At 72.3% G+C, this 25644-nt stretch carries 21 protein-coding genes; 6 read left to right on the forward strand and 15 right to left on the reverse strand.

Annotated features, from left to right (window positions below; all coding sequences use genetic code 11):
• Positions 1-320: 320 nt before the first annotated feature.
• Complete coding sequence (locus tag AB0M46_RS44695; RefSeq protein WP_363346555.1) at positions 321-4265, forward strand: bifunctional nitrate reductase/sulfite reductase flavoprotein subunit alpha; 3945 nt, start codon at positions 321-323, stop codon at positions 4263-4265.
• A gap of 56 nt (positions 4266-4321) precedes the next feature.
• Here AB0M46_RS44695 and AB0M46_RS44700 read toward each other — a convergent pair whose 3' ends face one another.
• From AB0M46_RS44700 to AB0M46_RS44730, 7 genes are all read right to left on the reverse strand, one after another.
• Positions 4322-4717: an Rrf2 family transcriptional regulator gene (locus AB0M46_RS44700; RefSeq protein ID WP_363346516.1), complete on the reverse strand. Its 396-nt coding sequence runs from the start codon at positions 4715-4717 to the stop codon at positions 4322-4324.
• 11 nt (positions 4718-4728) lie between these two features.
• Entirely contained in the window at positions 4729-5688 is a 960-nt protein-coding gene (gene cysA, locus AB0M46_RS44705; RefSeq protein WP_363346518.1) for a sulfate ABC transporter ATP-binding protein, read from the reverse strand.
• On the reverse strand, positions 5688-6476 hold the full coding sequence (locus AB0M46_RS44710; RefSeq protein WP_363346520.1) for a sulfate ABC transporter permease subunit: 789 nt from the start codon (positions 6474-6476) through the stop codon (positions 5688-5690). The genes cysA and AB0M46_RS44710 overlap by 1 nt, the downstream gene beginning before the upstream one ends.
• Positions 6469-7326: a sulfate ABC transporter permease subunit CysT gene (gene cysT / locus AB0M46_RS44715; RefSeq protein ID WP_363346522.1), complete on the reverse strand. Its 858-nt coding sequence runs from the start codon at positions 7324-7326 to the stop codon at positions 6469-6471. Before cysT ends, AB0M46_RS44710 begins: the two co-directional genes overlap by 8 nt.
• Complete coding sequence (locus tag AB0M46_RS44720; protein ID WP_363346524.1) at positions 7323-8384, reverse strand: sulfate ABC transporter substrate-binding protein; 1062 nt, start codon at positions 8382-8384, stop codon at positions 7323-7325. The genes cysT and AB0M46_RS44720 overlap by 4 nt, the downstream gene beginning before the upstream one ends.
• Before the next feature lie 90 nt (positions 8385-8474).
• Positions 8475-10076 carry a Na+/H+ antiporter gene (locus tag AB0M46_RS44725; protein WP_363346526.1) on the reverse strand — a complete coding sequence of 534 codons (1602 nt, stop codon included), beginning with the start codon at positions 10074-10076 and terminating at the stop codon, positions 8475-8477.
• Positions 10077-10153: 77 nt separating this feature from the next.
• Positions 10154-10744, reverse strand: coding sequence for an adenylate kinase (locus tag AB0M46_RS44730; RefSeq protein ID WP_363346528.1), 591 nt, complete (start codon positions 10742-10744; stop codon positions 10154-10156).
• Positions 10745-10995: 251 nt separating this feature from the next.
• Here AB0M46_RS44730 and AB0M46_RS44735 point away from each other — a divergent pair, with 251 nt between their 5' ends.
• The 4 genes from AB0M46_RS44735 (at position 10996) to AB0M46_RS44750 (ending at position 14830) form a co-directional block, all read left to right on the forward strand.
• Entirely contained in the window at positions 10996-11970 is a 975-nt protein-coding gene (locus tag AB0M46_RS44735; RefSeq protein WP_363346530.1) for a Gfo/Idh/MocA family oxidoreductase, read from the forward strand.
• A gap of 93 nt (positions 11971-12063) precedes the next feature.
• Entirely contained in the window at positions 12064-13263 is a 1200-nt protein-coding gene (dinB, locus tag AB0M46_RS44740; RefSeq protein ID WP_363346532.1) for a DNA polymerase IV, read from the forward strand.
• 79 nt (positions 13264-13342) lie between these two features.
• Positions 13343-14182 carry a helix-turn-helix domain-containing protein gene (locus AB0M46_RS44745; RefSeq protein ID WP_363346534.1) on the forward strand — a complete coding sequence of 280 codons (840 nt, stop codon included), beginning with the start codon at positions 13343-13345 and terminating at the stop codon, positions 14180-14182.
• 66 nt (positions 14183-14248) lie between these two features.
• The gene (locus AB0M46_RS44750) at positions 14249-14830 is read left to right on the forward strand and encodes a dihydrofolate reductase family protein (RefSeq protein ID WP_363346536.1); all 582 of its coding nucleotides are present in this window, start codon (positions 14249-14251) and stop codon (positions 14828-14830) included.
• A 291-nt stretch (positions 14831-15121) separates the two neighbouring features.
• On the opposite strand, the gene AB0M46_RS44755 is transcribed toward AB0M46_RS44750, so the two are convergent.
• Together AB0M46_RS44755 and AB0M46_RS44760 are read right to left on the reverse strand one after the other, a co-directional pair.
• The gene (locus AB0M46_RS44755; protein ID WP_363346538.1) at positions 15122-16561 is read right to left on the reverse strand and encodes an ATP-binding protein; all 1440 of its coding nucleotides are present in this window, start codon (positions 16559-16561) and stop codon (positions 15122-15124) included.
• Positions 16558-18219, reverse strand: coding sequence for an FAD-dependent oxidoreductase (locus AB0M46_RS44760; protein ID WP_363346540.1), 1662 nt, complete (start codon positions 18217-18219; stop codon positions 16558-16560). Before AB0M46_RS44760 ends, AB0M46_RS44755 begins: the two co-directional genes overlap by 4 nt.
• A 101-nt stretch (positions 18220-18320) precedes the next feature.
• On the opposite strand from AB0M46_RS44760, the gene AB0M46_RS44765 reads away from it, so the two are divergent.
• Positions 18321-18572 carry a UBP-type zinc finger domain-containing protein gene (locus AB0M46_RS44765; protein ID WP_363346557.1) on the forward strand — a complete coding sequence of 84 codons (252 nt, stop codon included), beginning with the start codon at positions 18321-18323 and terminating at the stop codon, positions 18570-18572.
• Between the two features lie 17 nt (positions 18573-18589).
• On the opposite strand, the gene AB0M46_RS44770 is transcribed toward AB0M46_RS44765, so the two are convergent.
• From AB0M46_RS44770 to AB0M46_RS44795, 6 genes are all read right to left on the reverse strand, one after another.
• Positions 18590-19462 (reverse strand): NAD(+)/NADH kinase, encoded by an 873-nt coding sequence (locus tag AB0M46_RS44770; RefSeq protein WP_363346542.1) that lies wholly within the window; start codon positions 19460-19462, stop codon positions 18590-18592.
• A gap of 10 nt (positions 19463-19472) precedes the next feature.
• Positions 19473-20117, reverse strand: a complete 645-nt coding sequence (locus AB0M46_RS44775; RefSeq protein ID WP_363346544.1) for a YoaK family protein — start codon at positions 20115-20117, stop codon at positions 19473-19475.
• Positions 20118-20151: 34 nt separating this feature from the next.
• On the reverse strand, positions 20152-20739 hold the full coding sequence (locus AB0M46_RS44780; protein ID WP_363346546.1) for a dihydrofolate reductase family protein: 588 nt from the start codon (positions 20737-20739) through the stop codon (positions 20152-20154).
• Positions 20740-20853: 114 nt separating this feature from the next.
• Positions 20854-22362, reverse strand: a complete 1509-nt coding sequence (ahcY, locus tag AB0M46_RS44785; RefSeq protein WP_363346549.1) for an adenosylhomocysteinase — start codon at positions 22360-22362, stop codon at positions 20854-20856.
• A gap of 144 nt (positions 22363-22506) precedes the next feature.
• On the reverse strand, positions 22507-23298 hold the full coding sequence (locus tag AB0M46_RS44790) for a hypothetical protein (RefSeq protein ID WP_363346551.1): 792 nt from the start codon (positions 23296-23298) through the stop codon (positions 22507-22509).
• A partial coding sequence (locus AB0M46_RS44795) for a DEAD/DEAH box helicase (protein WP_363346553.1) occupies positions 23291-25644 on the reverse strand: 2354 nt, incomplete at its 5' end. The genes AB0M46_RS44790 and AB0M46_RS44795, both read right to left, overlap by 8 nt.

Here is a 25644-nt window from a genome sequence, read left to right on the forward strand (position 1 = left end):
GCCGCGGTCGTCGGCGCCGCGGCCGCCGGCGCGGGCTGCGCGGCGGGGCCGCAGGCGGCCAGCAGGGCCAGGAGGCCCCCCGGCACGATGAGTCGAGCGGCGATCATGGGTCTGCCCCTCCCGGTAGGTCGCGCCCCAATGATGAGGCGGGCCGGCGCCGGCCGGCAGTGCCGTGCGTCGTCGTCTGGCTACTCGACGGGACATCTCGGCCCATGGTGCAGCCCATTCCGGGTCCCGGCCGCCCCTCACATCGGCCGCGATCGGTCGTGCGGGTTCGTGTGACACGGGTGTAACTGGGTGTGCGTATCGTGCACGGCGTGATGCAGAGCCGCACGGTCTGTTCCTACTGCGGGGTCGGCTGCGGCATGGTCCTCGACGTGGCGACGGACCCCGACGGCCGCCGTCGCGTGCTGCGGGTCCACGGCGACAAGGACCATCCGGCCAACCGCGGCCGGCTGTGCACCAAGGGCGCGACCAGCGCCGAGATGCTCGCCGCCGGCGGCCGGCTCGGCACCGCCCTGGTCCGGGCCGAGCGCGCCGGGCCGCGGGTGGAGACCGGGCTCGACGCGGCGATCGCGCACACCGCGGCCCGCCTGCGGGCGATCGTCGACGAGCACGGGCCGGACGCGGTCGCCTTCTACGTCTCCGGGCAGCTGACCCTCGAGGCGCAGTACCTGGCCAACAAGCTCGCCAAGGGCTTCGTGCGGACCAACCAGATCGAGTCCAACTCGCGGCTGTGCATGGCCAGCGCCGGCAGCGGCTACAAGCTGTCCCTCGGGGCCGACGGGCCGCCCGGGTCGTACGACGACTTCGACCACGCCGACGTGTTCCTCGTGATCGGCGCGAACATGGCCGACTGCCACCCGATCCTGTTCCTGCGCATGATGGACCGGGTCAAGGCGGGCGCGAAGCTCATCGTGGCCGACCCGCGCCGCACCGCCACCGCGGAGAAGGCCGACCTGTACCTGCCGGTCCGCCCCGGCACCGACCTGGCCCTGCTCAACGGCCTGCTGCACCTGCTGGTCGAGGGCGGCCACACCGACGAGGACTTCATCGCCGCGCACACCGAGGGCTGGGAGGCGATGCCGGAGTTCCTGGCCGGCTACACCCCGGACAAGGTCGAGGCGATCACCGGCATCCCGGCCGCGGACCTGACGGAGGCGGCCCGGCTCATCGGGGCGGCCGGGGAGTGGATGAGCTGCTGGACCATGGGCCTCAACCAGAGCACCCACGGCACCTGGAACACCAACGCCCTGGTCAACCTGCACCTGGCCACCGGCGCCATCTGCCGCCCCGGCAGCGGCCCGTTCTCCCTCACCGGCCAGCCCAACGCCATGGGCGGGCGCGAGATGGGGTACATGGGGCCGGGCCTGCCCGGCCAGCGCTCCGTGCTCGTCGAGGCCGACCGGGTCTTCGTCGAGCAGGCCTGGGGCCTGCCCGGCGGCGCCCTGCGCACCGACGTCGGCAAGGGCACGGTCGAGATGTTCGAGCGGATGGCGGCCGGCGAGATCAAGGCCTGCTGGATCATCTGCACCAACCCGGTCGCCTCGGTCGGCAACCGGCGCACCGTCGTGGAGGCGCTGCGCCGGGCCGAGCTGGTCATCACCCAGGACGCCTACGCCGAGACCGAGACCAACGCCTACGCCGACGTGATCCTGCCCGCCGCGATGTGGTCCGAGACCGACGGCGTGATGATCAACTCGGAGCGGAACCTGACGCTGGTCAGCGCGGTCGCCGACCCGCCCGGCGAGGCCGTCGCCGACTGGGACCTCATCGCCCGCGTCGCGCGGGCCATGGGCTACGGCGAGGCGTTCGACTACGCCCGCGCCGAGGACGTGTTCGCCGAGATCCGCGGCTTCCACAACCCGCAGACCGGCTACGACCTGCGCGGCGTCAGCTACGAGCGGCTGCGCGAAGGGCCCGTGCAGTGGCCCGCGCCGCCCGGCTCGGCGAGCCGCAATCCGATCCGGTACCGCGAGGAGGCCGCCGGGACCCGCCTGCGCTTCGCCACCGCCAGCGGCCGCGCGGTCTTCTTCGCCCGCCCGCACCTCGACCCGGCCGAGCTGCCCGACGACGACTACCCGCTGCTGCTCAACACCGGCCGGGTCCAGCACCAGTGGCACACGCTGACCAAGACCGGCCGGGTCGGCAAGCTCAACAAGCTCAACCCGGGCCCGTTCGTCGAGGTCCACCCGGCCGACGCCGCACGGCTCGGCCTCGGCGCCGGGGACCGCGTCGAGGTCGCCTCCCGCCGCGGCCGGGCCGTGCTGCCGGCCACCGTCACCGACCGGGTGCGGCCCGGCACCTGCTTCGCGCCGTTCCACTGGAACGACCTGTTCGGCGACGACCTGGCCGTCAACGCGGTCACCTCCGACGCCGTCGACCCGATCTCGTTCCAGCCGGAGCTCAAGGCCTGCGCGGTCCGCCTCACCCGCGTGGCGGCCGCCGCCCCGCCGCAGCCGGAACCCGGGCCGCTCGGCCTCGACCTCGCCCCGCCCGCGTTCAGCGAGGGGGAGCGGGCCTACCTCGCCGGGTTCCTCGGCGCCCTCACCGCCAGCCCGCCCGCGCCCGGCGTCGTGCCGGCCCTGCCGCCGGGCGCGCCGTTCGCCGCGGACCGGGCCGCCTGGGTCGACGGGTTCCTCGCCGGGACCTACCACCGGCCCGGTGCGCCGGTGGCCGCGCCGAGCCCCCCGGGCCGTACCGTCGAGATCCTGTGGGCGTCGCAGACCGGCAACGCCGAGGAGCTCGCCGCCCAGGTGGGCCGACGGCTGAGCGGCGAGGGGCTGCGGGCCAACGTGCGGGCCATGACCGCCGCCGCCGGGGAGCTGCTGCGCGGCGACGACGACCTGCTCGTCATCACCAGCACCTTCGGCGACGGCGACGCCCCCGACAACGGCGCCGCGTTCTGGGAGTCGCTGCAGGCCGACCCGCCGCGCCTCGACGGGCGCCGCTACGCCGTGCTCGCCCTCGGCGACTCCAGCTACGCCGACTTCTGCGGCCACGGCCGCCGCCTCGACGCCCGCCTCAGCGAGCTCGGCGGGGTCCGGCTCGCCCCGCGGGTCGACTGCGAGCCCGACTACGCCGACGCCGCCGCCGGCTGGCTCGACGCCGTCGTCACCGCCTTGCGCGCCCCGGCCGCCGCGCCCGCCGCCCCCCGCTCCGGCCGGGCCGACCCGGTGACCGCGGCGCTGACCGGCAACCGGCTGCTGAGCCGCCCCGGCTCGGCGAAGGAGGTCCGCCAGTTCACGTTCGAGGTGCCGGAGCTGGGCTACCGGGCCGGGGACGCGCTGGGCGTGTGGCCGGTCAACTGCCCCGACCTCGTCGAGGAGTGGCTCGCCATCACCGGCCTCGACCCGCGGGCCGTCGTCGAGGCCGGCGGGGAGGTCGAGCTGCGCGAGGCCCTGCTGCGCCGCCTCGACGTCACCCGCATCACCCCGGACCTGCTGCGCTTCGTCGCCGACCGGGCCGGGGACTCGCCGCTGCGCGCGCTGCTGCGCCCCGGCAACCAGGGGGAGCTGGCGAAGTACACCTGGGGCAGGCAGGCCGTCGACGTGGTCGCCGAGCACGCGGTCAAGGCCGGGCCGGACGAGTGGGTGGCGGTCCTCAAGCGGTTGCAGCCGCGGCAGTACTCCATCTCCTCCTCGCCCCTGCTGAGTCCCGGGCACGTGTCGCTGACCGTGTCCGTGATCCGCTTCCCCAACGCCGACGGCCGCGACCGCAAGGGCGTCGCCTCGACGTTCCTGGCCGACGCGGCCGGCGGGGCCGAGGTGCCGGTGTACCTGCAGCGCTCCCCGCATTTCCACCCGCCGGCCGACGACGCCGCCCCGATGATCATGGTGGGGCCCGGCACCGGGGTCGCCCCGTTCCTCGCCTTCCTGCAGGAGCGCGACGCCCGCGGCGCCCGCGGGCCGAACTGGCTGTTCTTCGGCGAGCAGCGCCGCGACACCGACTTCTACTACGCCGACGAGCTGGCGGAGCTGTCCCGCAGGGGCACGCTGACCCGCCTGGATCTCGCCTTCTCCCGCGACCAGCGGGCCAAGGTCTATGTCCAGGACCGCATGCGCGAGCACGGCGCCCAGCTGTGGGCCTGGCTGCGTGACGGCGCGTACCTGTACGTGTGCGGCGACGCGACCCGCATGGCCAAGGACGTCGACCGGACCCTCCGCGAGATCGCCGCCGTCCACGGCCACCTGGACGAGCCGTCCGCCGCCGCCTACGTCAAGCAGCTCGCCACCGAGAAGCGCTACCTGCGCGACGTCTACTGACCGGCGGCGGTCCCTGCGTTACCGCCGCCGGATTGCCGGCCTCGCCGGGTGGTTGATCAGGTCGGTCGTTGGGGCCGGTGGTTGATGAGATCGGCGAGGGTGACCGCGTCCAGGTAGTCCAGCCGCACCCGGTTGGCCCGCTCCCACAGGTGGCGCAGGCGCTCGATGGAGCGGTCGGCGTCCGGCGGCGGGTCGGCGGCCGGGCCGTCGAGCCGCCGGACGATCTCGCCCAGGGTCAGGTCGGCCGGCGGGTGGGCGAGCTGGTAGCCGCCGCCGGTGCCGCGCTGAACCTGGACGAGTTCAGCGCGGCGCAGGTCGGCGAGCAGGTCGTATACGTATCCGGACGGGATGTCCTGGGCGTCGGCGACGTCCTGGGCCTTGACCGTCCTCGGTGCGGCGCCGGCCAGGGCGACCAGGGCCCGGACCGAGTACTCGATGCGCTTGGGCAGCATGCTTGGCCGCCTCAGGCGGCGGCGAGGGTCCGGGCGTCGGTCTCCGGGCTGAGGTACACCGTGTCGCCGGGCTGCACGCCGACGGCCTTCGCCCCCGCCCGGGTCAGCTGGGCCCAGACGTCGACGTCGCCGGCCTTGGCCTCGATGCGCACCTCGAAGCCGAGCGACACGACCCGGGTGACGACGGCCTCGGTGGCGCCGGGGGAGGCATCGCGGGACAGGGCGACGTCGTGCGGGCGGACCAGGTGGCCGCCGAGGTGGGTGACCGGGCCGAGGAAGCTCATCACGAACGGGTTGGCCGGGTGCTCGTAGACTTCGTGCGGGCTGCCGACCTGCTGCACGACCCCGTCGGCGAGCACCACGATCTCGTCGGAGACGTCCAGGGCCTCCTCCTGGTCGTGGGTGACGAAGACGGTCGTCACGTGGACCTCGTCGTGCAGGCGCCGCAGCCAGGTGCGCAGCTCCTTGCGGACCTGGGCGTCGAGGGCCCCGAAGGGCTCGTCGAGCAGCAGCACCTCCGGCTGCGGGGCCAGCGCCCGGGCCAGGGCCATGCGCTGGCGCTGGCCGCCGGAGAGCTGGGCCGGGTAGCGGTCGGCGAACTGGTCGAGGTGGACGAGCTCGAGCAGCTCCATGACCCGCTTGCGGATGTCCTCCTTCGGGCGGCGGCGGACCTCGAGGCCGAAGGCGACGTTGCGGTACACCGTCATGTGCTTGAACGCCGCGTAGTGCTGGAACACGAAGCCGACGTTGCGCCGCTGCGGGGTGAGCCGCGTGGCGTCGACCTCGTTGATCCGCACGCTGCCGGTGTCGGGCTGTTCCAGGCCGGCGATCACCCGCAGCAGCGTGGACTTGCCGCCGCCGCTCGGGCCGAGCAGCGCGGTCAGCGAGCCCGAGGCGATGTCGACGGAGATGTCGCGCAGGACCGGGGTCTTGCCGAACGACTTGTTCACGTCGCGGACTTCGATGGCCATCAGTCGTTCTCTTTCGGCCGCAGGAGCTTGGTGACGAGCAGGATGACGATCGCGATCAGGGCCAGCACGGCGGCGGTGCTGAAGGCGGCCGTCTGCTGGTAGTTCTGGTAGCGCTCCTCGACGTACAGCGTGGCGGTCTGGGTCTGCCCGACCAGGCGGCCGGAGACGACCGCGACGGCGCCGTACTCGCCGAGGGCCCGGGCCAGGCACAGGACCACGCCGTAGCCCAGCGCGGCCCGGATGCCGGGGACCGTGATGCGCAGGAAGGTCTGCCAGCGGTTCGCGCCCAGGGTGTGCGCGGCCTGCTCCTGCTCGTCGCCCATCTCCTCCAGCACCGGGACGATGGCCCGCACGACGAGCGGCAGCGACACGAAGATCGTCGCGAGGACCATGCCGGGCAGCGAGAAGATGACCTGGATGCCGCGGTCCTCGAGCCAGCCGCCGAGGGGGGCGAACTTGCCGTACACCAGGATCAGGGCGAGCCCGACGACCACGGGGGACACCGCGAGCGGCAGGTCGATGAGCGCGCCCAGCAGCCGCTTGCCGGGGAAGTTGTGCCGCACGAGCAGGATCGCGGCGCCGATGCCGAAGACGGTGTTGGCCAGCACGGCCCACACGGCCACCGACAGGGTGACCGCGAACGCGTGGGTGGCGTTGTCCGACGTCAGGGTGTCGATGACCGGGCGCAGCCCGTGCTCGAACGTGCGCCACAGGACCAGGCCGACCGGCAGCACGAGCAGGAACAGCAGGTACACCAGGGCCAGGATGCGCAGCGGGTACTTAGCCACGGCGGGCGCTCCAACGCTGGAAGAGGTCGAGCAGGACGAGCACCACGAACGCGACGACCAGCAGCACCGTGGAGATGGCGGCGGCCGACGTGGTGTCGTCGCTCTCGATGCGGCCGAAGATGTTCACCGCCGAGACCTGGGTCTGGAACGGGATGCTGCCGGTGAGCAGGTTCGTGGAGCCGTACTCGGCGATGGCCCGGGTGAAGGCCAGGCCGGCGCCGGAGATCATGGCCGGGGCCAGGTTGGGCAGGATGATCCGGCGGAACGTGGTGAAGGGCGAGGCGCCCAGGGAGTAGGCGGCCTGCTCCATGTCGCGGTCCAGCTCCTTGAGCACGGGCTGCACGGTGCGCACCACGAACGGCAGGGTGACGAACAGCAGCGCGACGCCGACGCTCAGCCTGGTGTAGGCGAGGTCGATGTGCAGGGGGCTGCTGGTGCCGTACAGCGCCAGGAGCACGAGGCCGGCGACGATGGTCGGCAGGGCGAAGGGCAGGTCGATGAGGGTGTCGACGAGGCCCTTGCCCGGGAACTTGTCGCGGACCAGCACCCAGGCGATCACGGTGCCCATCACCACGTTGATGAGCGCGACGATGAGGGAGGCGCCGACGGTGAGCTCGAGCGCGGCCCAGGCGTCCGGGGTGCGCACGGCCGCCCAGAACCGGTCCCAGCCGCCGTCGGTGGAGCGCCAGACGACGGCGGCGAGGGGGATGAGCACGATGAGGCTCAGGTACAGCACCGCCGTGCCGAGGCCGAGCGCGGTGCCGTACGGCCGGCGCTTGCGCAGCACAGGCCCGGCCGGGCCCGGCGCGGTGCCGGACCCGGTGGGCTTGACCGACGTCGTTGCGGTCATTTCTTGGAGGCCGCCGGGCTCGGGGCCGCGGAGGTCGAGATGCCCAGCTTCTGCTCGATGGAGGCCATGACGCTCTGGGCCGGGTCGAACAGCTCCTTGTTCACCTTCGACCAGCCGCCGAGGTCACCGACGGTGAACAGGCCGGACGGGTGCGGGAAGGACCCGCCGGCGTCCTTGACCACCGGGCGGTAGCCGTTGTCGGCGTAGATCTTCTGCGCGGCCGGCGTGTGCAGGAAGTCCAGGAACGCCTTCGCCTCGGCCGGGTGGGCGCTGTTGGTGGTCACCGCGATCGGGTTCTCGATGAGGATCGTGTCGTCCGGCACGGTGTAGTCGACGGCCTGGCCGTTCTTCTGCGCGAAGAGGGCCTCGTTCTCGTAGGAGATGAAGGCGTCGCCCTTGCCGCTGGTGAACGTCTGCAGCGAGGCGCGGCCGCTGTTGTCCTGCACCGGGACGTTCTTGAACAGGGCGTCGAGGTAGGCCGCGCCGGCCGCCTTGTCGGTGCCCTTCTGCGACTTGGCGCCGTAGCCGGCGAGGATGTTCCACTTCGCCCCGCCCGAGGTGAACGGGTTGGGCGTGAGCACCTGCACGCCCGGCTTGGCCAGGTCGTCCCACGTCTTGAGGTTCTTCGGGTTGCCCTTGCGGGTGCCGATGACCGCCACCGAGTCGGTGATCATCCCCTTGTACTGGTCCGAGTTCCACGAGGCGTCGACGAGCTTGGCGGTGACCAGGCGGGTGATGTCGGGCTCCAGCGAGAAGGCCACGATGTCGGCCTTGAGGCCGCTGGCCACCGCGCGGCTCTGGTCGCCGGAGGCGCCGTAGGACTGGGTGAACTTGATCTTCTTGCCCGCGTCGGTCTTCTGGAACGCGGCGATGAGCTGCTCATACGCGGCCTGCGGCGTGGAGTAGGCGACCAGCGCGAGGGTCACCTCGCCGCCGCCACCGCCGCCATCGTTGGAGCTGTTCGCGGTGCCGGCGCAGCCGCCCAGCACGGTCCCGGTCACCAGGAACGCGGTACTGACGGCGAGCATGCGGGTGCGCAGCTTCACGGGGCCATCCATCCTTCGAAAGTCTATGTAGCCTACTTATTGAGTAGGTAATGTAGTGAAGGTGGCCGTCGCTCGTCAATCCCACTCAGCCGATGGGTTTGGTCAGGGCCGCTCGGGCAGGATGCGTTCCTCGTGGTCGAGCTCCCGCTCCAGGCGGCGCAGGCCCTCGTCGGGGAGGTTGCCGGCGTCGCGCCAGCGCAGCAGCTCCTCCCGCTGGGCCTCGATGGCGAGCTTCTGTATCCGCAGCGCCGACTCGTAGCGCTGCGAGGTCGGCACCTCGTCGGACTCTGCGGCCGAGAGCACGTCGAGGCGGTGCTGGTAGCGGCGCAGCCGCTCCTGCAGCTTGGCGCGCAGCAGCGCCACCGCCTGCGCCTCGTCCGGCTCCTCCCGCTCCAGCTCGTCGAGCCGGTCCAGGGCCGCCTGCACGGCCGCGGCCCGGGCCTCGTTGCGCTGCCGGGCCTCGTCCACCTCGTTGGCCTTGAGCCCCAGCGCCCGCACCAGCGGCGCGAACGTGAGCCCCTGCCCCACGAGCGTGACGAGCACCACCATGAACGTGCAGAACAGCAGCAGGTCCCGGTCGGGGAACGGCGCGCCGGCCTCGGTGGTCAGCGGGATGGTGAACACCGCCGCGAGACTGATCACCCCGCGCGTCCCGGCCCAGCTCAGCGCCGTGATCTCCCGCCCGCTGAGGCCCTCGTCCTCGCGGCGCAGCAGCAGGTGCGCCGCCTGTGTGAGGACCAGCCACACGGGCCGCAGCAGCAGCGTCACGCCGACGGCGATGGCCACCGCGGTCACGATGGTGCTCATGGCGTACTGCTGCAGCCCCCGCACCACCGTGGGCAGCTGCTGGCCGATGAGCAGGAACACGACCCCCTCCAGGAGGAAGTCGGCCAGCCGCCAGACCGCGCCGGTCTGCAGCCGCCCGGCGCCGGTGGTCGAACGCGGCGCGTCGTGCCCGACGATGAGCCCGGCGACGACCACCGCGAGCACCCCGGAGACGTGCAGCTCCTCCCCGATCAGGTAGGCGATGAACGGCGTCGCGAGGGAGATCGCGTTGGCCAGCAGCGGGTCCCGGGCGGTGATCGGGCGCAGCAGCCGCAGCAGGTACGAGACGCCGACCCCGACGGCGGCCCCGCCGACCGCGGCGAACACGAACAGTCCCGCCGCCCGCGGCGTCGAGTACTCCCCGCTCACGGCCGCCACGACCGCCACGTTGAGCAGCGTCAGCGCGGTGGCGTCGTTGAGCAGCCCCTCGCCCTGGATGATCGTGATCAGCCGGGGCGGCAGCCCGACCTTGCGCCCGACCGCGAGCGCCGCCACCGGATCGGGCGGCGCCACCGCCGCCCCGACGGCCACCCCCGCCCCGAGCGTGGCCCCGGTGACGAACAGCGCGAACCCCGCCCCGATCAGCAGCGCGGTGGCGAACACCAACAGCACCGAGAGCCCGATCACGATACGCAGGTTGGCCCGGATCGCCAGCAGCGAGGAGTCCAGCGCGGCGCTGTACAGCAGCGGCGGCAGGACGAACGTGAGCACGACGTGCGGGTCGAGCGGGATGTTGGGGCCGGGCAGCAGCGCGTAGGCGATGCCGATCACCGGCAGCAGCGCGGCCGCCGGGAGACCGGTGCGCTCTCCGAGCCATCGGACCCCGGTGATGATCGCGACGGCCCCGAGGCAGAGCAGCAGCAGCGTCTCAGCGTTCACCCGTCGACACTATGCGCGATTCTCGCCCCGGCGTCGGGCGTATCGATGAGGGCGTGATCACTGCTCGTCGAGGGGTCTCACCGCGGGGCGAGGCCCGCGGCCCGCTCCCGCAGGGCCGCGATGACGTCGGCGCTGACCGCCTCGAGGGGGCGCTGCGCATCGACGGTGAGCAGGATGCGGCGGCGGGCGTAGAACTGCAGGACCGGCTCGGTGACCTCGCGGTAGAAGCGCAGCCGCTGGCGGATCACCGGCTCGTTGTCGTCGGCGCGGTGCTCGGTCCCGGCCCGGTTGAGCAGCCGCCGCAGCAGCTCGTCGTCGTCGGCCGCGAGGTGCAGCGCCACGTCGGCGGTCATGCGCAGCCGCAGGCCGATGCGGTAGGCGGCCAGGGCCTGGGCCATGGTGCGCGGGACGCCGTCGAGGACGTAGCCGCGGCCGGCCGCCTTCGCCGCGGCCAGGCCCTGGCGGGTGAGCTCCAGCACGATGTCGTCGGGGACGAGCTCGCCGCGGGCCAGGGTCGGCTGGACCCGCCGGCCCAGCTCCGTGTCCTCGGCCACGTTGCGGCGCAACAGGTCGCCGATGGTGATGCGGTCCAGGCCGAAGTGCTCGGCGACCACCGCGCCCTGCGTTCCCTTGCCCGCGCCGGGCGGCGCGATCATCAGCACCCGCACGCCGACCAACCTAACCCACCCGCCGATGTGGGCAAGGCTGCCCGCACGGGCATGTCGCCAACTGCACCCGTGCCCTGGCGCTGCGCGCTACGCCGCCGTCAAGTCCACCGTGGACCTGCGCCGCTGCGAGCCGGCCGCCCTCGCCGCGGCCCGCGCGGCCGCCGCTATCGCCGCCGTGGCGGTGATGGGGCTTTCGCCGAGCGGGCGGCCACGCCGGGAGTATGCCGGGCGGCCGCGGTACCGTTTGCCGCATGCTGCGCATCGGGGTGCTCGGCGCCGCCCGGATCGCGCCCGCGGCGCTGATCGCACCGGCCCGGTCGGTGCCCGGGGTCCAGGTGGTGGCCGTGGCGGCCCGGGACCGGGGCAAGGCGGCGGCGTTCGCGCGGCGGCACGGGATTGCTCAGGTGCACGCCGGATATGCCGAGCTGCTCGCCGACCCGGGGATCGACGCCGTGTACGTGCCGCTGCCCAACGGGCTGCACGCGCGGTGGACGCTCGCGGCGCTCGAGGCCGGCAAGCACGTGCTGTGCGAGAAGCCGTTCACCGCCAACGCGGCCGAGGCCGAGACGGTGGCGGGGGCGGCGAGACGGTCCGGGCTCGTCGTCATGGAGGCGTTCCACTACCGGTACCACCCGGTGTTCGCCCGCGCGCTGGAGATCGCCGGCACGCTCGGCGAGCCGCGCAGCATCGACACGGCGCTGTGTTTTCCGTTGCCGCGATTCAGCGACATCCGGTACGACTACGGGCTGGCCGGCGGGGCGATGATGGACGCCGGGTGTTACGCGGTGCACGCGTTGCGCACGCTCGGCGGCGGGGAGCCGGAGGTGACGTCGGCCCGGGCGCTGCTGCAGAAGCCCCGGGTGGACCGGGCGATGGTCGCCGAGTACCGGTTCCCGGGCGGGGCGAGCGGCCGGACCGTCGCCAGCATGTGGTCGCGGCACCTGCTGAACGTCTCGGCGCGGTACACCGGCAGCGAGGGATCGCTGAGGATCTTCAACTACCTGGCGCCCAGCGCCTTCCACCGGCTCACCGTGCACCGCGGCGGCAGGACCAGCCACGAGCGGGTGCCCGGCGGGACGACGTACTCCTACCAGCTGCGGGCGTTCGCCGCGGCGGTGGCGGGGGAGGGCACGAACCTGACCCCGCCGGAGGACTCGGTGCGGACCATGCGCGTGATCGACGACGTGTACCGGGCGGCGGGGCTGCCGCCGCGCGGGGCCGAGTGAGGCGCCGGGGCGCGTCTTGCGTGGTGGCGCTGTCGCGGGTGGTGATCGGTGTTTGCCGGATCCGTGTGCTCGGGCGCGCTGGTATGCGAACATATGTTCGTGTCGGACGCGCACATCCTCCACGCTGACCTGGACGCCTTCTACGCGTCCGTGGAGCAGCGCGACCACCCGCGGCTGCGCGGCCGACCGGTGATCGTCGGCGGGGGAGTGGTCCTGGCGTGCAGCTACGAGGCGAAACGACGCGGGGTGCGCACCGCGATGGGCGGGCGGCAGGCGCGGGCCCTGTGCCCGGAGGCGGTCGTGGTGCCGCCGCGGATGCCGGCGTACTCGGCGGCGTCGAAGGCGGTCTTCGCCATCTTCCGGGACACGACCCCGGTGGTGGAGGGGCTGTCGATCGACGAGGCGTTCCTGGACGTCGGCGGCCTGTACCGCATCGCCGGGGCGCCGGTGGGCATCGCCGAGCGGCTGCGGCAGCGGATCCGGGCCGAGGTCGGGCTGGCCATCACGGTCGGCGTGGCGCGCACGAAGTTCCTGGCCAAGGTGGCCAGCGGGGTGGCCAAGCCGGACGGGCTGCTGCTCGTGCCGCCGGATGAGGAGCTGGCGTTCCTGCACGCGCTGCCGGTGGAGCGGCTGTGGGGCGTCGGCACGGTGACGGCGGCGAAGCTGCACGCGCACCGGGTGTCCACGGTCGGGCAGGTGGCCCGGCTCGGGGAGGCGACGCTGGTGTCGCTGCTGGGCGAGGGCCAGGGCCGGCACCTGCACGCCCTGGCCCACAACCGGGATCCGCGGCCGGTCGTGGTGGGCCGGCGGCGGCGCTCGATCGGCGCGCAGCGGGCCCTGGGGCGGGGGCCGCACCCGCAGGCGTTCGTGGAGGCGGTCCTGGCCGACCTCGTCGACCGGGTGTCGCGGCGGATGCGGGCGGCCGGGCGCACGGGGCGGACCGTGGTGCTGCGGCTGCGTTTCGCGGACTTCGCGCGGGTGACGCGGTCGCACACCCTGGCCCGGCCGACGTCGCACACGCAGACGCTGCTGGATGCGGCACGGCGGCTGCACTCCGCCTCCGTCTCCGACATCGCCAACCGGGGCCTGACGCTGGTGGGGATCGCCGTGTCGAACCTCGACGACGACGGGTCGCTGCAGCTGGAGCTGCCCTTCGAGGTGACGTCGGGTGCGGAGCTGGACTCGGCGCTGGACAAGGTCCGCGACCGGTTCGGATCGGCGGCCCTGACGCGGGCGTCGCTGCTGGGCCGCCGCCAGGGCCCGACAGCCCCCCTGCTCCCAGACTCAACCTAGTATCCTAGGACGCCTTGCGCGCGCGGGGCTGGACCATCCCGGCGCTCGATGCCGGCGGGGCGTCGGCGATGCTGTGGGCGTGGAGTACGTGTCCAGAGTGCCGCGACCGCCGCTGGACGGGCTGATCGACGACCTGTACTACCTGGAGGGTGCGTCGCCGTACGCCCGGCTGACGCTGCCGCCGATGCCGGCGGCGTTGCTCATCGTCGACCTCGGGGCGCCGTTTCGCATCCGCGCCGGCACCGACATCGAGACGGCCGAGTACGCCGACGGCTGCGTGGTCACCACGCCCACCCGCGCCTTCGAGTTCGGCTATCCGCCGCAGACCCGGTCCGTCGGCGTGCACTTCAAGCCGTGGGGGCTGGCGCCGTTGCTGCCGATGCCCGCGGCCGAGCTGTGTGACCGGCCGGTGACGGTGGAGCAGGTTTGGGGCCGGCCCGCCATTGCTGAGCTGCGCGACCGGCTGGCCACGGCGGACGGACCGCACGAGATGCTGACGCTGCTCGAGGAGGCGCTCATGCGACGGCTGCGCGAGACCGCCGGCCTGGGGCTGGTCCGCCATACGAGCAGCGTCATCGCGGCGACCAGCGGGGCGGTGGCGATCGGCGACCTGAGCGTGGCAGCCGGTGTCAGCAGCACGCATCTGGCACAGCGGTTCAAGGAGCTCATCGGCGTCACGCCGAAGCGGCTGGCCCGCACCTACCGCTTCGCCGCCACCGTGCTCGCGATCGACCCCGCCGGACCGATCGACTGGGGCGACCTCGCCGGTGGCGCAGGCTACTTCGACCAGGCCCACTTCGGCCACGAGTTCCGGGCGTTCACCGGGCTCACGCCGACCCGGTACGTCGAAGTCCGGCGGCGGTTCCTGCGCGAACATCCCGGCCACGTGCTGGACAGCTGGCCGCTGCCGGCCGATTGATTTCTTACAAGAGCGGCAGCTCACGAGACGCTAACTTGGGGGCAGTCCAACGCAGAGGAGAGCCCCGTGGGCAAGGTGGTCATGTACAGCTCGGTGTCGGTGGACGGCTTCGTCGCGGACGAGCATGACCAGCCCGGACCGCTGTTCGACTGGTTGTCCAGCGGTGACGTCCCGTTGGACGAGAGCGGCGAGTTGAAGGTGTCGCAGACGTCGTACGACTACACCCGGCCGTACTGGGACCAGATCGGGGCGACCATCGTCGGCCGCCACGTCTTCGACCTGACGGACGGCTGGGACGGGAAGCCTCCCGGCGGGGTCGACCACGTGGTCGTCGTGACGCACCGGCCGGCGCCCGAGGGCTGGGACCCGGAGGCGCCGTTTCACTTCGTCGACGGCGTCGAGGCAGCCGTGGCCAAGGCGCAGGAGCTTGCGGGTGACCGCATCGTCGAGGTCGCCGCTGGCGACGTCGGTGGCCAGGTGCTTGCCGCGGGCCTGGTCGACGAGGTGCGCATGGACGTCGTACCCGTCGTGTTCGGGTCCGGCAAGCGCTACTTCGGGTCGGTCCACGCGCAGCACCTGTTGGAGGATCCTGACGTGGTGATACAGGGCAACCGGGTGCTGCACCTGCGCTATCGGGTGCGCCGTTGACCGACGACACAAGCGCGACGAGGCGCCTTCCCGCCCGCGCGCGGACTGCGGTCTTGGCACAGCGGACCCGGCAGGGAGGCCCCCAGGGCCGACCGGTGTCTGACGGGAGCAACGGCCCCTGGTTGCACGGACCGGAGTCATCAGGCTCTTGAGTCTTTTCCTAGCATCCTAGGACGCATTAGGCAGCGTGCCTGGCGGCACGCCTTCTCAAGTAGGGCCGGCGCTTCGCGCCGGACTGCACCAACAAAAAGCGGCTGCCCGCCAAGGGCAGCCGCCGGGAGGGTGCAGGGGTCAGTGGCGTTCTTGGAGCGGCAGGACGACGGTGAAGCGGGTGTCGCCGGGCTCGGAGGTGACGCGGATGTCGCCGTGGTGCTTCTTGACGACGATGCGGTAGCTGATGTCGAGGCCGAGGCCGGTGCCCTCGCCGACGGGCTTGGTGGTGAAGAAGGGTTCGAAGATGCGGGGGCGGACGTCGGGCGGGATGCCGGCGCCGGTGTCGGCGATCTCGATGGCGAGGCAGTCGCCGGTGGGGTCGAGGCTGGTGGTGATGGTGAGGGTGCCGCCGTCCGGCATGGCGGAGACGGCGTTGTCGATGAGGTTGGTCCAGACCTGGTTGAGCTCGGCGGCGTAGGCGGGGATGGCGGGCAGGCCGCGGTCGTAGTTGGTGACGACGCGGATGCCCTGGGGGATTTTCGCGTTGAGCATGATGAGGGTGGCGTCGAGCAGTTCGTGGACGTTGACGACCTGGAAGGGGCCGCGGTCGAGCTGGGAGTATTGCTTGGCGGCGCCGACGAGGCCGGAGATGCGGGCGACGGCGTCCTCGATCTCGCCCATGAGCAGTTCGGTTTCGATGGTGTACGTGAGCCAGCGGACGGCGGGTTCGAGGTCGAGGTCGCCGATGCAGGCGTTGATGTCTTCGAGCCAGGGGACGTCGACGCCGCCGGCGACGAGGGTGGCGGCGATGTCCCAGGCGCCGCTGACGTTGTGCTCGTCGAGCCAGTCGCCGATGGCGTCTTCGGCGTCGCTGGTTTGCAGGGCGGTGCGTTTGGGGGCGTTGGCGGCCTTTTTGACGGCGGTTTCCTGGAGTTCGACGAGGCCGTGGAGTTGTTCGCCGTTGAGGCGGCCGTCGGCGATGAGGGCGAGTTTGTGGCGCATGCCGGCGATCTTGTCGCGGAGGACGGCGGTGGCGCGGACGGCGGCGGCGGCGGGGTTGTTGAGTTCGTGGGTGAGGCCGGCGGAGAGGGAGCCGAGGGCGAGGAGGCGTTCGCGTTCGGCGACGGCGTTGGTGCTGTTGCGCATGCCGAAGAAGAGGCCTTCGAGCAGGTGCATGGCCATCGGGAACCATTGGCGGATGGTGGGGCCGAATTCGGCGGCGGGGATTTCGTAGACCTCGGCGTCGGTGATGGCGTGCATGGTGTTGTTGTAGAGCTGGGGGACCTGGTCGCCGAGGTAGGCCTGGGTGGCGCCGCCGTAGACGCCTTGTTGGTCGGTGCGGGAGAGTTCGACGTCGTCGCCGCGGATGTTGCGGCTGAGGGAGACGGTGCCGGTGAGGAGGACGACGAAGCAGGTGGCGGGTTCGCCTTCGATGTAGACGGTGTTGCCGGCGGGGTGGTTGACGGCCCAGCCGCGGGTGGCGATCCATTCGAGTTGGGTGTGGTCGAGGTGTTCGAAGAGGAAGAGCTGGCGTAGGTCGTCGGGGGTGAGGCGGCGGCCGTCGGTGGTGGTGGTCATTGGCCCTCCAGGAGGTACCGGTGGACGAGGGAGACGGCCATGGCGCCTTCGCCGACGGCGGAGGCGACGCGTTTGACGGAGTCGGCGCGGACGTCGCCGGCGGCGAAGACGCCGGGGACGTTGGATTCGAGGTGGTAGGGGTCTCGGGGGAGGTGCCAGCCGGGGGGTGGTCCGTCGCCGGTGAGGAGGTCGGGGCCGGTGAGGACGAAGCCGCGGGGGTCGCGGGCGATGGTGCCGTCGAGCCAGTCGGTGCGGGGTTCGGCGCCGATGAAGATGAAGAGCCAGGTGGCGGGGACGGTGTGGGTGGGGCCGCCGTCGACGGGTCGGAGTTCGAGGTGTTCGAGGTGTTCTTCGCCGTGGGCGGCGGCGATTTCGGTGCAGGGGTGGATGGTGATGGTGGGGACGGTGGCGATCTGGTCGATGAGGTATTGGGACATGGAGGCGTTGAGGTTGGGGGCGCGGATGACGAGGTGGACGTTGCGGGCGTAGCGGGAGAAGAACATGGCGGCTTGGCCGGCGCTGTTGGCGCCGCCGACGATGTAGACGTCTTGGTCGGTGCAGCTGGGGGCTTCGGTGGCGGCGCTGCCGTAGTAGACGCCGCGGCCGTGGAGGTGTTCGAGGCCGGGGGCGGTGAGGCGGCGGTAGGAGACGCCGGTGGCGAGGATGACGGCGTGGGAGGCGATGGTGGTGCCGTCTTCGAAGTGCAGGATGCGGGTGTTGCCTTGGATGTCGAGGCGGGTGGCGCGGCAGGCGGTGAGGAGTTCGGCGCCGAATTTGATGGCTTGGCGGCGGGCGCGGTCGGTGAGTTGGGCGCCGGAGACGCCGTCGGGGAAGCCGAGGTAGTTTTCGATGCGGCTGGATTGGCCGGCTTGGCCGCCGGTGGCGCGTTGTTCGAGCAGGACGGTGCGGAGTCCTTCGCTGGCGCCGTAGACGGCGGCGCCGAGGCCGGCGGGGCCGCCGCCGACGACGACGAGGTCGTAGAAGTCGTTGGTGGGGGTGGTGGTGAGGCCGACGTGGGTGGCGAGTTCGGCTTCGGTGGGGTTGATGAGGGGTTTGCCTTCGGTGGTGACGACGAGGGGGACGTCGTTGGGGGTGAGGCCGGCGGCGGTGAGGAGGCGTTGGCCTTCGGCGTCGTCGGTGGTGTACCAGCGGTAGGAGATCATGTTGCGGGCGAGGAAGTCGCGGACGGCGAAGCTGGGGGCGGACCAGCGGTGGCCGACGATTTTGACGTCGGCGCTGGGGCGGTCGGGTGCGGCTTTCCAGGCGTCGAGCATGGTGTCGATGACGGGGTAGAGCTTTTCTTCTGGTGGGTGCCAGGGTTTGAGGAGGTAGTGGTCGAGGTCGACGATGTTGATGGCTTGTATGGCGGCGTCGGTGTCGGCGTAGGCGGTGAGTAGGACGCGGCGGGCGCGGGGGTAGAGGTCCATGGCGGCTTCGAGGAATTGCAGGCCGTTCATGGTGGGCATGCGGTAGTCGGCGAGGAGGACGGCGACTTGTTCGCCGCGGAGTTTGAGTTCTTTGAGGGTGTCGAGGGCTTCGTGGCCGGAGTCGGCGCGGACGATGCGGTAGTCCTCGCCGTATTGTCTGCGCAGGTCGCGGGCGACGGCGCGGGAGACGGCGGGGTCGTCGTCGACGGTCAAGATCGCTGGCTTGGCCATGGGGTCAATCCAACCACGGGTTGGGGCGGCCGGCGACCGTGGTTGGTGGGTACGGTGGTGTGGTGAGCAGTGTGTGCGCGCATGTTGATGCGATCGGTGTGGTGGAGCCGTCGGCGGATGGTTGTGAGGACTGTCTGGCGGTGGGTGGGCGGTGGGTGCATCTGCGGTTGTGCCTGACGTGTGGGCATGTGGGGTGTTGTGATTCGTCGCCGGCGAAGCATGCGACGGCGCATTTCCATGGTGCGGGGCATCCGTTGGTGCAGTCGTTCGAGCCTGGTGAGGATTGGGTGTGGTGTTACGAGGATGAGGCGTTGTTGCGGGTGCCGGGGTTGCCGGAGCGTTCGCATTCGTAGGGTGGGGGTGCCCTGGCTCAGAGTGGGAGTTCTACTTCGAGGCTGCCGTTGACTTGGAGTTTGCGGCGGGCTCGTTCGTAGAAGGTGGTGTAGCCGAGGCGGACGACTTTGGCGGCGGCGGGTGCGGCGGAGACGGTGAGGGTGTCGCCGGGGTTGAGTTCGCCGAGGACTTCGCCGTCGACTTCGACGACGAGTGGGCCGCTGCTGGGGAGGAGTTCGAGGTCGAGGTCTTCGTTGGGGGATAGGACGAGGGCGCGGTTGAAGGCGGAGTGGGCGGCGGCGGGGACGACGAGGATGCCTTCGACGGTGGGGGAGACGATGGGGCCGCCGGCGGAGAAGCTGTAGGCGGTGGATCCGGTGCTGGTGGCGACGATGAGGGCGTCGGCGGAGTAGCGGACGAATGGGTAGCCCTGCATGGAGATGGCGATGGCGGCGAGGCCGTGGCCGGGGGTGCGGACGAGGGCGATGTCGTTGAAGGCGGTGACGTCGGTGCCGTCGGGGAGTTGGGTGCGCACGGCCATGCGGGGTTCGACGGTGAAGCGGTGTGCGTCGATGGCGGTGAGGGCTTCGGGGAGTTCGTCGATGCTGATTTCGGCGAGGAAGCCGAGGCGGCCGAGGTTGACGCCGAGGACGGGGGTGGGTTTGCCGGCGAGGAGGCGCATGCTGCGCAGCATGGTGCCGTCGCCGCCGAGGCTGACGACGAGGTTGGCGCGGCCGACGAGTTCGTCGGCGTTGACGGCGACGGCGGTGCAGTCGATGCGGTCGACTTCGTCGGGGAGGCCGAGGACGGTGGCTTGGCGGGCGCGGGCCCAGTCGATGATGGCGTCGATGGCTGGTTTGGAGTCGCGGCGTGGGTGGAGGACCAGCCCGACGGTGTGCACCATCCCCATGGTGGTGATGTTACGGGGTGTAGGCGGCTTGGCGTTGTGGGGCGGGTGTGGGTGTTCGGGGTGGCCGTGGGGGTGGGGTGTGGATGACGCTGGCGGTGGCGAGGAGGGCGACGGCGGGGAGTGGTCCGAGCCAGGGTGCGTGGTTGAGCAGGAGTGCGGCGGTGGCGGCGCCGGTGGGGATGGCGATGAGGGCTGGTGCGTCGGTGGTGAGGCGGGCGCGGCCTTGGGCGAGGCGGGTGAGGGTGCCGGTGAGGTAGGTGGTGGGTTGGTCGGTGTCGGGTTGGGCGGCGGCTTGGAGGGCGACGGCGATGGTGGCGAGGGTGAGGAGGGGGAGCTGGACGAGGCCTTGGGGGTCGTGGTGGGTGATGGCCCAGCTGCCGGCGAGGGTGCAGAGGGTGGCGGTTGCGGCGACGAGGCATCGGCCTGGGGGTAGGCGGCGGGCGGCCCAGATGGTGGTGGTGTAGACGGTGGTGGCGAGGGCGGCGCGGATGGCTGGGTCGGCGAGGTGGTGGGGGTCGGTGGCGGCGGCGACGCCGATGAGGACGAGGTTGCCGGTGACGACGCTGGCGAAGATCCCGCCGAGGTGGAGCAGGGCGAGGCCGTCGATGTAGCCGGCGGCGAGGGCTAGGGCGAGGATCCAGCTGGTGCGGCGCACGGGTGTCGGTTGCCCGTTTGCGGGCGTCCGACCCTCACCTACCCGGGGTGGTGATGTGGGTGTGCGGGCTTGTGCGGTGCGGTTGCCGGCTGGTGATCCGCATCCAGATGTTGACGGCGTGCGGGGTGTGGCTGACGTGCAGCTGCTGCATGCCGATGGCGGCGGTGGGGCCGGTGAACAGGGCGGTGCCGCCGCCGAGCAGGACCGGGGCGACGCAGACGAGGATCTCGTCGACCTCGCCGGCGTGCAGGCATTGGCGGGCGATGTCGGCGCCGAGGATGTTGACGTAGCCATCGCCGGCGGCGGCCCTGGCTTCGCGCAGGGCGGTGGGCAGGTCGGGGACGAAGGTGATGCCGTCGCCGGCGGGGCGGGGGTGGTGGGTGACGACGAATTGGGGGCCGTCCCAGCCGCCGCCGAAGGGTTTCCCGGCCCGGTCGGTGCCCTTGTGGGGGTCGTCGCCGCCGAAGGTGCGGTTGCCGACGATGAGCGCGCCGATGCGGGGGATGAGCTCGTCGATGAGCGGGTTGGGGCCGAGGTGCGGGGTGAGCCAGCCCATGTCGCCGCCGGGGCCGGCGATGTAGCCGTCGAGGGACATGGTGGCCGAGTACAGGGTGGTTGCCATCGGTGTTCGCCCTTTCGTCGTCGCGGAGCGCTGTCGGATGCTGTGACGAGTTGGGCGGCGGTGATTCATCGGGGCCGGCCGGCCCGGGGGTGGGCCGGCCGGTCGGGGGCCGGGTCAGTAGCGGTAGTGGTCGGGTTTGTAGGGGCCGGCGACGTCGACGCCGATGTACTCGGCCTGGTCCTTGGTCAGTTCGGTGAGGCGGGCGCCGAGGGCGTCGAGGTGCAGGGCGGCGACCTTCTCGTCGAGGTGTTTCGGCAGCCGGTACACCTGGCGGGTGTAGGCGTCGGGCTTGGTGTACAGCTCGATCTGGGCGATCGTCTGGTTGGTGAACGAGTTCGACATGACGAAGCTCGGGTGGCCGGTGGCGTTGCCGAGGTTGAGCAGGCGGCCTTCGGACAGCACGATGATGGACCGGCCGCCGGGGAACGTCCAGGCGTGGACCTGGGGTTTGATCTCGGTTTTGGTGATCCCGGGGATGCGGGCCAGGCCGGCCATGTCGATCTCGTTGTCGAAGTGCCCGACGTTGCCGACGATCGCGTTGTGCTTGAGGCGGGTGAGCTGCGCGGCGGTGATGATGCCTTTGTTGCCGGTGGCGGTGATGATGACGTCGGCGGTGTCGACGACGTCGTCGAGGCGGACGACGGGCAGGCCGTGCATGGCGGCCTGCAGGGCGCAGATCGGGTCGATCTCGGTGACGGCGACGCGGGCGCCCATGCCGCGCAGTGCCTCCGCGGCGCCCTTGCCGACGTCGCCGTAGCCGCAGACGACGGCGAGTTTCCCGGCGAGCATGACGTCGGTGGCCCGGTTCAGGCCGTCGAGGAGGGAGTGCCGGATGCCGTACGTGTTGTCGAATTTCGATTTCGTGACGGAGTCGTTGACGTTGATGGCCGGGAACAGCAGTTCGCCGGCGTCGGCGAGCTTGTAGAGGCGTTTCACGCCGTTGGTGGTCTCCTCGGTGACGCCGCGGACACCGGCGGCGATGCGGGTGAACCGCTGCGGGTCGCGTTCGAGGCTGGCCGCGAGGGTTTCCAGGATGATGGTGTACTCCGGGTCGCCGTCCGGTGCCGGCTGCGGTACCCGGCCGGTGGTTTCGAACTCGGCGCCCTGGTGGATGAGCAGGGTGGCGTCGCCGCCGTCGTCGACGATCATGTTCGGGCCGAGGGTCTGCCCGCCGGGGCCGGGGAACTGCAGCAGCCGGTCGGTGCACCACCAGTACTCCTGCAGGGTTTCGCCCTTCCACGCGAACACGGGGGTGCCGGCCGGGTGCTCGGGGGTGCCGGTGGGGCCGGCGACGACCGCGGCGGCGGCCTCGTCCTGGGTGGAGAAGATGTTGCACGACACCCAGCGGACCTGCGCGCCGAGCGCGACGAGGGTTTCGATGAGTACGGCGGTCTGCACGGTCATGTGGAGGCTGCCGGCGATGCGGGCGCCGCGCAGGGGCTGGGCGGCGGCGTACTCGCGGCGGGTGGCCATGAGGCCGGGCATCTCGTGCTCGGCGAGGCGGATCTGGGTGCGGCCGGCGCCGGCCAGGGACAGGTCGGCGACGGCGAACTCGATGCCGTCGCGCCGCTGCAGGTAGGGGTGGGTGTCGGCGGTGTGCTGCGCCGCAGGGTTGTGGGACATACCTGTGGTCACCTCCCGGTGACAGGAGGCGCCCTTGGGTCAAGGGGGTCAGTGTTCGGCCGAGCGTGGCGGACCGCCTGGCATTGGGGTCCGTCGCAGCGCCTCTCGGCCCTGACCGCGGCTGAGCGCCGCTGGGTTGCGACGTTACCGGCGGGGGTGGCTGCCCGGCAACCCCGGGTCACGGTGCGTGAAGGTGCGGTAGGCGCCGCGGAGCAGGTCGGCGACGTCGAACCGGCCGGCGGTGAGGGGCAGCTGGTCGAGCTGGTCGAGGATGGCGTCGCCGCGGTGGACGGAGCCGGGGACCGCCGGCGGTGGGGGGCTGGTGCGGGGACCGGCGGCCCAGAACGTAGCGCTGCCGGGGTCCGGGTTGTCGGGGTGTGCGCTGGGGTGCGGCTGCTGGTGGCGGGCGATGTGGCCCAGGGCGGAGACGCGGTGGGCGCGTAGTGCCTCGAGGAGTTCGTCTCGGCCGCGGCCGCGCCAGGCGAGGACGGCGAACGGGTCGGCGTCGAACTCCTCCGCCAGGACGTAGCAGGCGGCGGTCAGGTGCCGGCACGGTTTCTGCCAGCCGGGGCAGGAGCAGTCCAGGACGATGTCGGACAGGTTCTGCGGCAGCAGCGACAGGCCGAATCCGGCGAGGATCGTGTCGAGGTCGTCGGGCAGGTGCCCGGCGAGGAGTTTCGCGGCGTGGATCGCCTCGCCGGCCAGGGCCCGTTCGATGCGTGCCCAGTCGGCGGCGGTGAACGCCTTGACGCCGATGCGGGCCCGGTACGTGTCGCCGTCGTCGTCGACGACCAGCGCCGTCACGATACTGGTGGAGATGGTGACGGACCGTACCTGCCCGGCGCGGGCGTAGCGGCGGCCCTGCGAAAACGTCGTACCCATCCGCAACGATTCCAGCATGACGATGAACTGGTGGGCCCAGCTGCGCTCAGGCATCCGCGACCGCCTCCGGGGACAGGGTGACGAGGTCGAGCAGGTCGTCGGTGGACAGGCCGGTGAGCCAGCCCTCGCCGGAGCCGACCGCGACCCCGGACAGGGCCCGTTTCGACGCCATGATGTGCTCGACCCGCTCCTCGATCGTGCCGATGCACACGAACGTGTGGACCTGCACGTCGCGGCGCTGCCCGATGCGGAACGCCCGGTCGGTGGCCTGCGCCTCCGCGGCCGGGTTCCACCACCGGTCGACGTGCACGACGTGGTTCGCGGCGGTCAGGTTCAGGCCGGTGCCGCCCGCCTTCAGCGACACCAGCAGCACCCCCGGCCCGGCCCCGCCCTGGAAGCGGTCCACCATCCGGTCCCGGGCGCCCTTCGGGGTGCCGCCGTGCAGGAACTCGACGCCGGTGCCGAGCCGCTGCGCCAGGTGCGGGACGAGCAGGTGCCCGAACCGGGCGAACTGGGTGAACACGAGGGCCCGGTCGCCGGCGGCGAGGGCCGCGGCGAGGATCTCCTCCAGCCGGGCGAGCTTGCCGGAGCGGCCCGGCAGCGGCGTGCCGTCGCCCATCAGGTGCGCCGGGTGGTTGCACACCTGCTTGAGTTTCGTCATCGCCGACAGGACCAGGCCCTTGCGCTGCGGGCCGGCACGGCCCTCCCGCAGCTTCACGAACAGCTCGTCGACGACGGCCTTGTAGAGCGTCGCCTGTTCCAGGGTGAGGTTGCAGTACTGGCGGCGTTCGAACTTCTCCGGCAGGTCGGCGATCACCGCCCGGTCCGTCTTCACCCGCCGCAGCAGGAACGGCCGGGTGACGCGCCGCAGCCGGGCCGCGGCCTGCTCGTCGCCCCACCGTTCGACGGGCACCGAGTAGCGGGCCCGGAAGATCGACGCCTCGCCGAGCAGGCCCGGGTTGAGGAAGTCGGCGATCGACCACAGCTCGGTGAGCCGGTTCTCGACCGGGGTGCCGGTCAGCGCCACCCGGTGGCGGGCCGGGAGGCGCCGCACCGCCCGCGCGGTGACCCCGGTGGCGTTCTTCACGTGCTGGGCCTCGTCGAGCACGACCCGGTCCCACGACACCGCGGCGAGGGTGTCGGCGTCGCGGGTCGCGACCTGGTAGGTGGTGAGGACCAGGTCGGCGCCGGCCAGCCCCGCCGGGTCGGTGCTCCCGTCGCGGCCGGCCCGGGCCGAGCCGTGGTGGACGGCGACGGTCAGGCCCGGCGTGAACCGGGCGATCTCCCGCCGCCAGTTGCCCAGCACCGACAGCGGGCACACGATCAGCGTCGGCGGCCGCGGCCCCTGCTCCCGCAGCCGGGCCTCCAACGCCAGGACCTGGATCGTCTTGCCCAGGCCCATGTCGTCGGCGAGCAGCGCCCCCACCCCGAGCTGGTCGAGGAACGCCAGCCACGACAGGCCCCGCCGCTGGTAGGGGCGCAGCGTCGCGTTCAGCGACGCCGGCTGGTCGAGCAGTTCCAGGCGTTCTACGGCCCGGCCGGTGAGCAGGTCGGCGAGCCAGCCGCTGCCGTCGACGCCGGTGACCGGCAGCGGCAGGTCCCCGTCCGGGACGAGCCGGGTCAGGCGCATCGCCTCACCCGCGGTCATCTCGCCCCCGCCGCCGCGGCGCAGGAACGACAGGCCCGCCGCCAGCCGCTGCGGGTCCAGGTGCACCCAGCGGCCCCGCAGCCTGACCAGCGGCACCTTCGCCCGGGCCAGCTCGGCCAGGTCGGCCTCGGACAGGAACTCGTCGCCGATCGCCAGCCCCCACCGGTAGGCGACGATCGCGGCCCGGTTCGCGGTCGTGTCCCGCAGCACCGGCACCGCCGGCTGCCGGGTCCGGACCGTCAACGTCAGCCCCAGGTCCTGCCGCCGCTGCCACTGCGCCGGCAGCAGCACCCCGAACCCGGCGTCGTGCAGCAGCGTGGCGTGCTGCAGGAAGCGGTACGCCCCGGCCGTGTCCAGCCGCAGCGACTCCGGCCGCGGCGCCCACAGCGCCTCGTCGAGCTCCGGCCACAGCCGGCTCGCCCGGCCCAGGTCGGCGAGCAGCACCTCCTGCGGATAGTCCACCCACCGGAACAGCGGCGACGCCGCGTCGCGCCACACGTCGGCGGCCGGGACGAGCAGGCCCGGCTCACCGGCCGGCTGCAGCAGGAACTCCACCAGCCAGTAGCCGCCCTCGCCCTCCCCGGCCCGGCTGTCCGCGACCCCCCGCCCGTCGCCGGCAGCCGCCCGGCCCGGGGCCCCGCCGCCCCCGCGGCCCGGGGTGCTGTCGGCTCCCCGACCCAGGGTGGTGTCGGTCCCGCGGCCCGGGGCGGCGACCGCATCCCGGTGATCCGGGTCCGCCTGCCGGCCGACCT

The sequence above is a fragment of the Dactylosporangium sp. NPDC051485 genome (assembly GCF_040682015.1).
Lineage (GTDB): Bacteria > Actinomycetota > Actinomycetes > Mycobacteriales > Micromonosporaceae > Dactylosporangium.

Coding starts and splice junctions, on each gene's coding strand:
- cysT (WP_363346522.1), bottom strand. CDS start 7,326: ATGACCGCAACGACGTCGGTCAAGCCCACCGGGTCCGGCACCGCGCCG.
- AB0M46_RS44720 (WP_363346524.1), bottom strand. CDS start 8,384: ATGGATGGCCCCGTGAAGCTGCGCACCCGCATGCTCGCCGTCAGTACC.
- AB0M46_RS44700 (WP_363346516.1), bottom strand. CDS start 4,717: ATGCTGCCCAAGCGCATCGAGTACTCGGTCCGGGCCCTGGTCGCCCTG.
- cysA (WP_363346518.1), bottom strand. CDS start 5,688: ATGGCCATCGAAGTCCGCGACGTGAACAAGTCGTTCGGCAAGACCCCG.
- AB0M46_RS44790 (WP_363346551.1), bottom strand. CDS start 23,298: ATGCCTGAGCGCAGCTGGGCCCACCAGTTCATCGTCATGCTGGAATCG.
- dinB (WP_363346532.1), top strand. CDS start 12,064: ATGTTCGTGTCGGACGCGCACATCCTCCACGCTGACCTGGACGCCTTC.
- AB0M46_RS44770 (WP_363346542.1), bottom strand. CDS start 19,462: ATGGGGATGGTGCACACCGTCGGGCTGGTCCTCCACCCACGCCGCGAC.
- AB0M46_RS44695 (WP_363346555.1), top strand. CDS start 321: ATGCAGAGCCGCACGGTCTGTTCCTACTGCGGGGTCGGCTGCGGCATG.
- AB0M46_RS44760 (WP_363346540.1), bottom strand. CDS start 18,219: ATGGCCAAGCCAGCGATCTTGACCGTCGACGACGACCCCGCCGTCTCC.
- ahcY (WP_363346549.1), bottom strand. CDS start 22,362: ATGTCCCACAACCCTGCGGCGCAGCACACCGCCGACACCCACCCCTAC.
- AB0M46_RS44755 (WP_363346538.1), bottom strand. CDS start 16,561: ATGACCACCACCACCGACGGCCGCCGCCTCACCCCCGACGACCTACGC.
- AB0M46_RS44735 (WP_363346530.1), top strand. CDS start 10,996: ATGCTGCGCATCGGGGTGCTCGGCGCCGCCCGGATCGCGCCCGCGGCG.
- AB0M46_RS44780 (WP_363346546.1), bottom strand. CDS start 20,739: ATGGCAACCACCCTGTACTCGGCCACCATGTCCCTCGACGGCTACATC.